Source organism: Paenibacillus pectinilyticus (genome assembly GCF_001700435.1).
Taxonomy (GTDB): domain Bacteria; phylum Bacillota; class Bacilli; order Paenibacillales; family NBRC-103111; genus Paenibacillus_E; species Paenibacillus_E pectinilyticus.
This window is the reverse complement of record NZ_LYPC01000010.1, coordinates 208089-220253: the sequence shown is the minus strand read 5'-3', so window position 1 is coordinate 220253 and position 12165 is coordinate 208089. Positions and strand designations below refer to the sequence as shown.

At 40.7% G+C, this 12165-nt stretch carries 8 protein-coding genes; all 8 read left to right on the top strand.

Annotation, left to right across the window (positions count from 1 at the left end; all coding sequences use genetic code 11):
- The first annotated feature begins 12 nt into the window (after nucleotides 1–12).
- Entirely contained in the window at nucleotides 13–363 is a 351-nt protein-coding gene (locus A8709_RS03520) for a helix-turn-helix domain-containing protein (RefSeq protein ID WP_065850809.1), read from the top strand.
- A gap of 311 nt (nucleotides 364–674) precedes the next feature.
- Nucleotides 675–1631, top strand: coding sequence for an ABC transporter permease (locus A8709_RS03515; RefSeq protein ID WP_084224638.1), 957 nt, complete (start codon nucleotides 675–677; stop codon nucleotides 1629–1631).
- A gap of 12 nt (nucleotides 1632–1643) precedes the next feature.
- A complete protein-coding gene (locus tag A8709_RS03510; RefSeq protein ID WP_065850808.1) occupies nucleotides 1644–2525 on the top strand; it encodes a carbohydrate ABC transporter permease in 882 nt (293 codons plus the stop codon).
- A 144-nt stretch (nucleotides 2526–2669) separates the two neighbouring features.
- Nucleotides 2670–4445 carry a sensor histidine kinase gene (locus tag A8709_RS03505; RefSeq protein ID WP_065850807.1) on the top strand — a complete coding sequence of 592 codons (1776 nt, stop codon included), beginning with the start codon at nucleotides 2670–2672 and terminating at the stop codon, nucleotides 4443–4445.
- Nucleotides 4438–6030: a helix-turn-helix domain-containing protein gene (locus A8709_RS03500; protein ID WP_065850806.1), complete on the top strand. Its 1593-nt coding sequence runs from the start codon at nucleotides 4438–4440 to the stop codon at nucleotides 6028–6030. Before A8709_RS03505 ends, A8709_RS03500 begins: the two co-directional genes overlap by 8 nt.
- 114 nt (nucleotides 6031–6144) lie before the next feature.
- Nucleotides 6145–7683 (top strand): ABC transporter substrate-binding protein, encoded by a 1539-nt coding sequence (locus A8709_RS03495; RefSeq protein WP_065850805.1) that lies wholly within the window; start codon nucleotides 6145–6147, stop codon nucleotides 7681–7683.
- A gap of 601 nt (nucleotides 7684–8284) precedes the next feature.
- Nucleotides 8285–8911, top strand: coding sequence for a TetR/AcrR family transcriptional regulator (locus tag A8709_RS03490; protein WP_244163083.1), 627 nt, complete (start codon nucleotides 8285–8287; stop codon nucleotides 8909–8911).
- A gap of 519 nt (nucleotides 8912–9430) precedes the next feature.
- Nucleotides 9431–11860, top strand: coding sequence for a glycoside hydrolase family 2 TIM barrel-domain containing protein (locus tag A8709_RS03485; protein ID WP_065850804.1), 2430 nt, complete (start codon nucleotides 9431–9433; stop codon nucleotides 11858–11860).
- Nucleotides 11861–12165: the final 305 nt, after the last annotated feature.

The following is a 12165-nucleotide window of genomic DNA, read 5'->3' as shown; positions in this document are numbered from 1 at the left end:
GGAGGGATTTCATTGAAATTCATCGGAGAAAATGTAAAAAGACTAAGGAAGATACATGATCTAAATCAAATTGAATTTGCTAAGTTAATTGGAGTATCACAGGGGAGTTTGAGTGATATAGAATCAGGGAAATGTAATCCTTCGGTAGAAACTGTGGTTTCTATATATTCTACATTTGAGTGTTCACTTGAGTGGTTATTAAACACTGAGAGTCAAAGAAAATCAGAAAATACAATATCGAATTCGGAACTCAGTAACTTAGAACAAGAGTTAATTAATGCTTTTAGAGAGTTGGACACCAATAATCAAATAGAAGCTTTTGAAATAGTGAAAATTAAAAATAAGCGTCGTAACCAAAATTAATTATTATTTCATGATTCAATGGACAGATAAAGAGCAGGTTCGTTGGAGAGGGTATGGGAGATCATAAGAGATCCTGTTCCGCTAAATCTATGCTTTTTAACATAGAGCAACTTTAAGGACCTCATAGCAGCGATCGCTTCTCGGTATTCTTCCCAGAAGCGGTCGCTTAGTTTTTTTCTGGTATATATTGTAGTTTTAGATCACCCACACCAAAGTCGAAAAAATGCTATTCAATAAGTCCGTTTACTGATAGAGTCCATCGCTTCATTTCTTTATGATGGATGTATAGATGGATCGAAAGGATGATCGACATGGCGGAAATTGAAATCCACACACCGGTGAGGACCAAAGCAGTGAAGAAGAGGGGGAATTTTCTTAAATACTTACCCTTAACAATTATGATTATACCTGGCATGTTATATTTCATTATTAATAACTATATACCCATGTTCGGGCTGGTTATTGCTTTTAAGAAAGTGAATTTGACAAAGGGGATATGGGGTAGCGATTGGACAGGGTTTAGTAATTTTAAGTATTTATTCGCAACTTCAGATGCCTTTACCATCACTAAAAATACGATTTTGTACAATGGAGGATGGATGATACTCAATACAGCAGCAGGCATATTTCTTGCCATACTGCTAAATGAAGTCAGACAAAAGCTCATGATTCGCTTTTACCAGAGCATCCTCTTATTGCCAATGTTGATTTCGTTCGTCATTGTCGCTTACTTGGGCTACGCTGCACTAAACATGCAAACGGGTTTCATTAATCATTCGGTGTTGCCGATGCTTGGCATGGACAAAATCATGTTTTATTTTGAAGAAAAATATTGGCCTTTCATATTAACCGCAGTGCAGTTTTGGAAAATGCTCGGTTTTTCTATCGTCATTTATTTTGCAGCCATTCTGGGGATTGATGAAGAATATTATGAGGCGGCAAGGCTTGATGGCGCTTCGAAATGGCAGCAAATCTTGAAAGTTACGCTTCCCCACGTGGTGCCGATGATCATTATGATGACGCTGATTAATTTAGGGAGAATCTTCTACTCTGACTTCGGGTTGTTCTATCAAGTTCCGATGAACTCCGGCGCGATATACGATACAACGAATGTTATCGATACGTATGTGTTTAGGGGATTACTTGGACTTGGAGATATGGGGATGTCAGCAGCAGCAGGTTTCTATCAATCCATTGTTGGATTCGTTCTAGTTATTACTGCAAATTTTGTTATAAGAAAAGTAAGCAAAGACAACGCAATGTTTTAGGGGGGCGACACTTTGAACAACGAGAATAAGGGTTTGCGTATTTCCGCTCATGTCATTTTTAGTATTTTAATCGTCTGTGTTCTTGCGCCGTTTGTGCTTCTGCTCTCATCATCATTTTCCGACGAAGGGGAAATCTTAAGAAGCGGATATTCGTTCTGGCCCAAGTCATTTAGTTTGGCTGCATACAACTATTTGTTTAGCGGAGGAAGTAATTTCTTACATGCCTATGGTATAACTGTGATTGTTACCATAATTGGTACAGTATCAGGCTTATTAATATCTGCAATGCTAGCCTATCCATTGTCCAGACAGGATTATCCTGCAAATAAGTTGCTGTCGTTCTTAATTTTCTTTACGATTATCTTTAACGGCGGACTCATCCCAACCTATCTTGTTTATACGCAATTATTAGATATAAAAAATACGATTTGGGCGTTGATTATCCCGTCCCTTCTAATGAATGGGTTCAATATCATGCTCATTCGAACCTTTTTTCGGACGTCGATACCACCTGCCATTATTGAATCGGCAAGTATTGACGGTGCAAGCGAGTTTCGTATTTTTTATTCCATCGTTTTGCGTCTTTCAGCACCGGTTCTGGCGACAGTCGGTATTCTGCAGGCAACCTCATATTGGAACGACTGGATGAACGGAAAAATCTATCTGACAAATACCAGCTTGTACGGTATTCAGAGTCTTCTCAATCGAATATTAGAAGACCAACAGTTTCTGGCCAGCAGTAATTTAGGTGCAAATGCAAGCTTACAAGCAATGCCCCTTGAAACGGTCAAGATGGCGGTTGCAGTAATTGGGGTTATTCCTTTAATGATCGCTTATCCATTCTTTCAAAAGTATTTCGTGAAAGGAATTGTGGCTGGTTCAGTTAAAGGGTAGACTGTTAAGAGAGTTCATACTTCCTTTTTGAAGCGCCTCGTCGTTGCCGTAGCAACGATGAGGTCTTTTCCATATTCTATGCAAACTTAATTTGGAACACGGGAGAATGACTAACTAAAGAAATCTAAAGGGTGGTTGACAACATTGCATCGGATAACGAGAAGGCTATCCTTCAATTCGCTTCAAGTGAAACTGTTTGTAGGGGTATTCATTCTCGTGTTGCCCTTAATTGTCGTGCTAATTCTCGGAAGTCAGTACGCAGTGGATGTAGTTCGCAAACAAGTTAGCGATTCGTATGGAAACTCGCTTGCCTTATATATGAATCAGGTCGACGCAGAATTAGATAATGTTGATATGTATCTGAATGGATTGGTCAGCAACAGTAAAGAACTTGTCGCCATCAACCAGGCAGCTAATATGGAAGATTACTCATGGGCGAAGATCTCGATATTTAATCGCTTCAGTGAGGATCTTGTTATCTATCCATCCATTGCTGGTTTCTTTGCATACACTCCTAACCAAAGTGACTTTCTTTCCGTACAATCTTCACAACCGAATTACAATGAAACAGAAGGCATTAATCAATATATTACTCAGATGATTAAATCGTCCCCAGACTTGAAGGGATTTAAATCGAATAATTGGGAAGCTCATGATATTAATGGTCAATACTATGTGATTCATATTCTAAAAGCGAAAAATGTTTATTTTGGTGCTTGGCAAAAGGTCGATGCACTGGCTGTACCGCTGAATTTCATTCGATCCGGATCTCAAGGAGGCTCTTTGTTCGCGACTTCTGACGGAGTGGCTATGACGAATAGCGACTTGGTGGAGGATTCCACTATCAGGCTGGATCCATCTCGGGGTGGCTATTATCTATCAGGACGGAAAACCAAGTTTTTGGTTGTCGGGGAACCTTCCCGCAAGGGGAATTTTAGCTTGTTCGCCCTCGTATCTGACGAACAAATTCTGGGGAATCTGCCTTATTTCCGGTGGTTCGCGTCCTTAGTGCCGCTTGCTAGTATACTCATCATACCGCTTGGCTTGTTCTTCCTCCGTAAATTAGTGTTGATTCCCATCAATCGGTTATTGGTGGCGATGAAAAGAATTCGTGAAGGGAATCTGGATATGCGAATTGACACCATATCTTCTGTATCGGATGAGTTTATGATTGTATTTCAGACGTTCAACAGCATGATGAGGCAGATTCAGGAGTTGACCGTGAATGTGTATGAGGAGAAACTAAGTAAACAGCAAGAGGAGCTACAAAGGCTTCAGTTACAGATTAATCCCCATTTTTTTCTGAATTCACTAAATATTATTTATCATCTGGCTAAACTGAAGGATTTCGCGCTCATCAAGGAGCTTTCCCAATGCCTTATCCATTATTTTCGCTATATGTTCCGCAGCAATATGACATTTGTACAGTTGAAGGATGAACTAAAGCATACGACCAATTATCTCCGGATTCAGGAACTTCGATTTCCCGGACAACTCCATTATGAGTGTAAAATACCCGAATATGTGAAAAGTGAAATGATACCACCATTATTCATTCAGACTTTTGCAGAAAACACGGTTAAGCATGCCGTAACGCTGGATCATCCAGTTTCATTGTTCATTCAAGCTGACATAGTGGAATATTTGAGCAAACCATATTTGAAGATTCAAATTGAGGACACCGGTAAAGGGTTTGATAAAACGGTGTTGACTGAACTGCAGGCCAACAAATCGCTTGCCAATGAGCAAGGCGAGCATATAGGAATTTGGAACGTACAACGACGGCTGAGTCTGTTGTTTGGCGACGCGGCCGTAATTGAATTTGCGAATCGTGATCCTCATGGAGCCGCGGTGATGATGTTGTTGCCGATGCAGCAAGTAGAAAAGGATTTGGAGCGAGTGGAGGAAGCCAATGTATAATCTGCTAATTGTTGATGATGAACTTCCTGTTGTACAAGGATTAATGGCCGACCTGGATACGGAGAAATTGAAAATTTCACACGTGTATACAGCCTACAATATTAGGCAAGCGAAGGAAGTTCTACAAAGTCTGTCGATTGATATTATGCTTTGTGATATCGAGATGCCGCAGGGATCAGGACTAGAGTTGTTGGAGTGGTCAAATGTTCACTACCCAGAATTACAAACCATATTTCTGACCAGCCATGCGGACTTTCGATATGCGAAGAAGGCGATCCAACTTGGGAGCCTCGAATATTTATTGAAGCCGGTTCCGGACGAAGAACTGGAGGATGCTATTGAGAAAGCTAAAGCAAAACTAAGCGATACGCATAAGACGAACAATCTAGAGCGGCTATGGAGTGCTAACCATCCCTCTATTATTGAGCATTTCTGGACCGAATTGATGCAGCAAAGAATAGCTTCCACTCCAGACGCTATTCGAAAGGCGGTGGAGGAGCGAAATGTCCCCTTTTCACCAAACATGCTGTTTTTACCCATTGTTATCAGTATACGGCGCTGGCACAAGATGTTATCCGTACGTGATGAGAAAATCATGGAATATGCCCTTAAAAATTCTGGGTTGGAACTTATATCATCCATGTACCTCTCAGGCCCAATCATTACCATGGATAGGGGATGCCTGCTTCTCATCCTAGCTTTCGAGCAGGAACCTGAGGAGAGTGTTATTAATGAGCAGCTTATTCATAACTGTCAGAAGTACGTTGATAGCTGTCATCAATTCTTCTTTTGTGATTTGTCATGTTATATCGGTAATCTAGTTAAAGTCGAGGAGATGGTGACGGTAGTGTCGCAGCTTCGAGACTTTGAAAGTAACAATGTCGTATACGATAACACCGTATTTTTGCTAACGGGATCGTCGGCCTTGCCGAAAATGGATGTTGCTATGCCTGATATGAGTGTGTGGGCAGTTTTGTTGAAAAATGGAAAGAATGAGCAGGTTCTTAGGGAAATTAGAAGCTATCTTGATGGACAGATCACCCGAACAGAGGTTAATGCTCAGCTGTTACTGCAATTTCATCAAAACTTTGTACAGACCGTCTATTTCGTGCTGCTTTCTAAGGGCATGCTTGCGCATGAGTTGTTCAGCGACTCCGAATCCATGGAATTGTCACATCATGCGACGAAATCTATGGCTGATTTAATGCGATGGGTGGAGCACACGGTTAATAAGTTGCAAAGCAGAGAATCGGCAGGGCAGCATTCAGATAATGTGATTGAAAATGTAAAGAAATTTATCGCGGCACATTTGGATCAAAGCGACTTGTCCAGGGAAGAAATTGCGAAGCATGCTTTCTTGAACCCGGATTATCTGGCGCGATTATTCAAGAAGGAGATAGGATTCTCTATTATGGAGTATTTGCTTCAAGAGCGAATCGAGATGGCAAAGAAGCTTCTTCTAAAGTCAGATCTATCCGTTGCAGATATAGCAAATTCCGTCGGGTATTCTCATTTCTCCCATTTCGCCAGGATGTTTAAGAAACTAACAGGCTTGAACCCAAATGAGTTCAGGCAGCAATCCTGAACAAGAAAGTCTAAAAAGTGTTAACACTTTAGTCGGGATACTGATAGAGGCTCGTTAAGGAATCAGATAATATCTAGTTAGCAACATCATATTCCATAAGGGTGGTCGATAAACATGCAGTCATTTCAGAAAAGCAAGAAATTGAACATTACCGTGGTAACAGCACTAGCGTTAATGCTCTCAGCATGTTCCAACAATAGCGGTAACAATGAGGTGAATTCGAATAGTGCAAGCCCGAGTACCAGTACTGCTTCTTCGACTGCTTCATCAGAACCGTATGAAATTGTGATGGCGATCCCAGGTACTGAGCAGAAGGATCTTGGTCTTGTCCTAGGCGAGGCAAACAAGGTGCTCAAGGAAAAAAAGATCAACGCTACATTGAAAATTCAAATCATCCCTTTTAGTAACTATTTACAACAGTTGAGTCTAAAGGCAAGTTCTGGAGAAAAATTGGATCTCATGGTTACACTCGGTACGTTTGGGTATACCACTCAGGCAGCAAATGGCTGGTTTGCGCCACTGGATGATCTCATAAAGCAATCCGGTCAGGACATCTTGAGTAAAGTGGGCCAAGATTATATGAATGCGACCAAAGTGAAAGGCGTAACTTATGCCATTCCGACTATCCACGATTTGGTGCAAGGACAAAGCTTTGCAATGCGCAAAGATTTGGTGGATAAGTACAAAATAGACGTCGCATCGATTAAAAAATCGAGTGACCTCGAAAAAGCGTTTGAAGTCATCAAAACTAACCAGCCAGCGATCTCGCCAGCTGTGCCGTTGGCAGCCGGCGTCAGTATAGCGGATGGCATGCAAGATTTCGATCCGCTTGGGGATAAAATCGGCGTGATGATGGATTACGATCAATTAAAAGTAACCAACTTATACGAATCAGCCAAATATAAGGAGTTATTGACGTTAATCCATAAGTGGTACAAGGCAGGTTATATCCTTCCTGATGCCGCGACCAACCAGATTGCTTTCTCGGATTTAATCAAATCGGGAAGAGCGTTCGGCAATTTCCGTGTCTCCACTCCTGGGGGGGCGGCCTCGGATAGTCGGAAAACAGGTACCGAAATGATCACGGTTCCGGTCGTGCAACCTGTTGCGACAACCGCTACAGCAACCTCTGTGATGTTATCAATCTCTCATAACTCACAAGACAAAGCAAAAGTAATGCAGTTTTTAAATTTGCTCTATACGGACAAGGCATTTATGAATTTGTTAAGCTGGGGAATTGAAGGGAAACATTACATCAAAAAATCCGAGAATGTGATTACATTCCCAGAAGGCGTTAATGCAACAAACAACGGTTATTATCCGAATTGGAACTATATGATGGGCAATGAGTTCTTAAGCTACACGTTCGAGGGAGATAACCCGGACTTGTGGACAGCGGTGGATCAATATAACAAGAGCGCGATCAAGTCAAAGGCGCTCGGCTTCACTTACGATTCAAGTCCTGTAAGCACGGAAATCACCGCAATAAATAATGTTATCAATCAGTATAAGATGGGACTGGAAACAGGGACGATTGATCCTGAAGGGAAATTGCCTGAATTCCAATCTCGTTTAAAAGCCGCGGGAATCGACAAAGTCATCGCAGAGAAGCAGAAACAACTGGATGAATGGGCAAAGGCAAATAACAAATAGTAACACAGCATTTTCACTATCACCGTTATGATACCTTTTTTCATGTAACTGGATTTTGGTATTGTGGACATCGCAAAGTATACGACAGCCCTTACCATGAATACATGGTGGGGGCTGTTTGATGTTTACAATTAGGCTCATTTTGTTACGCGGCTTGTATTTTGGCAAGTTAGGCTCCCCTAACCTCTCCTTCTTTTATGTTCACACATTTCCGGTTTCTGCTTCCTCGGCATGCCCCCTACGTTTAATAAAGAAGGACAATAGCAAACCTATGATTCCAAGTCAAACAATGACAAGGTACGCATCATTAATTCCCTGAAAGGATGACTCCCATAATGATATGCTCCTGCGTGCCCGAGACGCCAGAAGCGACCATGTCCTGAAGATGTGACTTGGTACTGGTTGTCATTACTGTGACGAGTAGAGCGGTACGGATCCCACCAGCCACCTGCTTGATAGGATTGGTGATGCCGTACCATGAGCGTTCAATCTTGCTGGTAGCTGGTTCAAACCTGCTGTCGTAATTGGCATTAAAAATATAGTCTACAGCATAAGGGTTGACGATCGGCTATATGTTGGTGAACGGGGAGTGTGGACTTCAATGAAAGGCATGAAATACATGACAGAGAAATCACAACGTTTGGATTTACGTATCATTCGCACACGCCAATTAATTGAGAATGCTTTCATCGATTTACTTCAGGAGATAGAACTCGAGAAAATTACCGTGTATAAACTCGCGGAACGCGCGACAATCAATCGTGTTACCTTTTATCTTCACTACCGGGATATTCCTGATATGATCGACAAGATGGCGGAAGAAATGTCCAAAAATATTAAGAACATCTTAAAAGCGGAAATTCCAGAATTCACTCATTCAAGAGGCTATAGACTGGTTAAGTTACTCGAACATCTTGCAGAAAATTCAAAGTTTTATACGGTGTTGCTTGCCTCAAATCAAATACCTGTATTTACCAAGCATTTTATAAATGTAATGCTTGAAGATATCACCGAAAAAATCGGGAATCAAAGTGCAAACCCGATCGATTCGGAGTTTGGGGTTCCAGCAGACATTCTTCTCTGGTATAGCGCATCTGCCTTCATTGGTGCAATTACCTCTTGGCTTCGCAGCGATATGAGCTACACACCGAAATTTCTTGCGAAGAAACTTCTGATATTGGCTCCGTTCGCCTCATACGACGAAGTAAAAACAGAGCCGAAATCATGATTTTGGCTCTCTGTGCTATCGTGAGGCATTTACATAGTAACTCCGAGAGTAATCAGGAATCTCAATCGGTAGGGAGGATTTCATATATGAGCCACAGATACCCCTGCATAATCGCTGGTTGAAATAACATGCATCTTCTGTATCTGGAATCTATCATAGTAACGACTGCTTCTCGGTAATCCCGAAAGTGGTCGTTTTGTTTTTCTGGGGCTACCAAGAAGCTGACAGGGATGAACCCAAACGAGTTCAGGCAGCAATCCTGAATAGGAAAGTCTAAATAGTGTTATTACTTTAGTCGGGATACTGATAGAGGCTCGATAATAAATCAGATAACATTAAGTTAGCAACATCATATTCCATAAGTGACCTCGATAAGGCGTTTGAAGTCATCAAAACGAACGAGCTGGCAATCTCGCCAGTCGTAGGAATTGACAAAGTTATCGCAGAGAAGTAGAAACAACAGGATGATTGGGCAAAGACAAATAGTAAACAGTAAGCAGAAAAGGGTGGAGAGTAATCATGAGAGAGAAAATTAATTTTAATGGAAACTGGTTATTTCACATGGGTGAGCTGGAACATCAAGTCCAAAAAGTTACTGAGAAAACAGGAACATGTGGTGGAGCAAGCAATTTGACGGAAGAAGAAGGGTTCGTTTATAAGTTACCACTTCATGTAGCAAAAGTAATTGGTACAGATAACGGAAATTCATGGTATAACATTGCAAAAAATCTTGAGGGGAAATGGGACAATATCGAGGTTCCACATGATTGGAAGATCAGACAGGATTATGAAGCACCTGGTCAAAAAACTGGATTTATATTTTCTAAGGACTCCTCCAAAGGCTATTTGCCGGATGGGGTAGGTTACTACAGAAAGAAATTTTCACTGCCAAAGGAAGCCTTGGAAAAAAGAATTATTATTGAATTTGAAGGCGTAATGCGAGACTCAATTGTATGGGTTAACGGTTGTTACATTGGTTCCCATTTATCAGGTTATACAGGGTTTGCTTATGATATCAGTGAATACCTGTTCTACGGGGATGAAGGTGAAAATGTGATTCTCGTAAAAACAGATTCAACCTATAAAGAAGGCTGGTGGGCTGAAGGGGCAGGCATATACAGGGATGTATGGATGTATCAACTGGACCCGGTACACGTAAAAAGGCATGGAACATTCGTCTACTGTAAGGACATAACGGAGAGCAAAGCCAATGTAATTATAGAGACGGAAATCGAAAACACACTTACTTCAGATTGCAGTGTAACTGTTAGACAAACTCTTATCTCAAAAGATAATAAGAAGTTACATCAACATGAAAAGGAGTTATCCTTAGTATTTCTAGGTGAAGGCAAAATATCATTTGATATGACTGTTGAAAATCCTATTCTATGGAATCTCGAAAACCCGTATTTATATCGGATGTTAACAGAGATCGTCAAGAACGATGTATTAGTAGACAATTACGAAACATTATTCGGTATTAGAGAGATCCAATATACAAGCCAGGGCTTAGTAGTCAACGGAAAATCGATTGAATTAAAAGGAGTATGTGAACACCAGGATTTTGCAGGTGTAGGTATTGCATTAACACCAGATATTATTGACTATAAATTAACGAGAATAAAAGAAATGGGAGCCAACGCCTATCGCTCCGCACACCATCCGGCAACAGATTACCTATTGCAAGCCTGTGACAGAATGGGAATTCTTGTATTGAATGAAAACCGAAGATTTGAAGTAACCCCACAAGGTTTAAGTGATCTGGAAGATCTAATAAAAGGAAGTCGGAATCATCCTTCTGTATTTATGTGGTCCTTGGAAAATGAAGAACTTATTACAATGCTCCCTCCAGGTAAAAGGATTCTAAAAGCTTTAGTTGTACAAGCGAAAAAATTGGATCCAACAAGGTTATTTACAATCGCAGGACAATTTGCAAAAGGTGATGAGGAGTACGAATCCATTCCCGAGGTAATAGGGATCAACTATGATGATGGTAATGCAAAAGCAAGATTGGAAAAATATCCCGATTCATTGGTTATGGCATCCGAGGACGCATCTTATGTATCTACAAGAGGTATCTATAAGGATAACCGAAAACTAGGGTTATGTGACAGTTATGATAGTGGTAAATATTATGCGAAGTTAGCTCAAAGTGAAGATTCTGAAATATCAACCGGATCTTTAGGCGGAGCTGTTTCCAATAGTAATCTCGTATATTGCTGGAATAATTATAAAAATGAAGTGCCAGCTTTAGGGGGAGTATTTATTTGGACTGCTTTTGACTACCGCGGAGAAACCTTCCCATGGCATTGGCCAACAATTAATTCTCAATATGGTGCTATGGACATGTGTGGGTTTGCTAAAGACGTTTATTATTACTGGCAGAGCGTATGGCAGGATACGCCAATGGTTCATGTGCTGCCCCATTGGAACTGGCAGGGTAAGGAAGGTCAAAATATCTTTGTGAATATTTACAGTAATTGCGAAGAAGTAGAGCTGTTTATCAACAATGAATCCCAAGGCAGACAAAAGCATACCAAGGGATTGATAACGAATTGGGATGCGATTTACACACCAGGAGAAATTAAAGTAATAGCCTATAAAGATGGTAAGGCAGTTGCAGAGGATAGAAGAGTTACAGCAGGAGAACCGCATGCAATAAGGTTAAGTAAAATCTACAACGGAAAGAACGAAGACTTATTCAAGGCTGAAGTCATTGATAAATCAGGTGTTGTTTGCCCGACGGCAGATAATCATATCCAGTTTTCAGTAGAGAATGGAGAAATTATTGGTGTGGGTAACGGAAACCCAGCCAGTCATGAATCAGATATTGCTGATCATAGGAAAGCATTTAATGGTCTGGCATTGGTAATTGTTCGTAAATCGAGCGGTCATATTACCATTTCGGCTGAATCCGAAGATTTAGAGAGCGATAAAATTTGTTATTAGTATACGAATTAGTAATAGGAGAAAATCTGGTCCGTCGGATTTCTCCTATTTTTCTATTCGCTTAGTTGAAAAAGGTAAAGTCGAAAAAGTGTTATCTCATTAGTCCGGATACTGATAGAGGCTCGATAATAAATCAGATAATATCAAGTTAACAACGTCACATTTCAAAAGGGTGAGCAATGAAATATAGATCCCGGAAGAGGAACTGCATCAATTAAATGAGGGGCTTAAAGCCATTCGGTCGATTCATTGATAGTGAAATCATCTAATTTCTTATTTTAAGTAAAATGGTCACTTTTCATATT

Excerpts from the sequence above, each read along its gene's own strand:
- A8709_RS03515 (WP_084224638.1), top strand. The coding sequence starts at position 675 with ATGGCGGAAATTGAAATCCACACACCGGTGAGGACCAAAGCAGTGAAG.
- A8709_RS03500 (WP_065850806.1), top strand. The coding sequence starts at position 4,438 with ATGTATAATCTGCTAATTGTTGATGATGAACTTCCTGTTGTACAAGGA.
- A8709_RS03495 (WP_065850805.1), top strand. The coding sequence starts at position 6,145 with ATGCAGTCATTTCAGAAAAGCAAGAAATTGAACATTACCGTGGTAACA.
- A8709_RS03490 (WP_244163083.1), top strand. The coding sequence starts at position 8,285 with ATGAAAGGCATGAAATACATGACAGAGAAATCACAACGTTTGGATTTA.
- A8709_RS03485 (WP_065850804.1), top strand. The coding sequence starts at position 9,431 with ATGAGAGAGAAAATTAATTTTAATGGAAACTGGTTATTTCACATGGGT.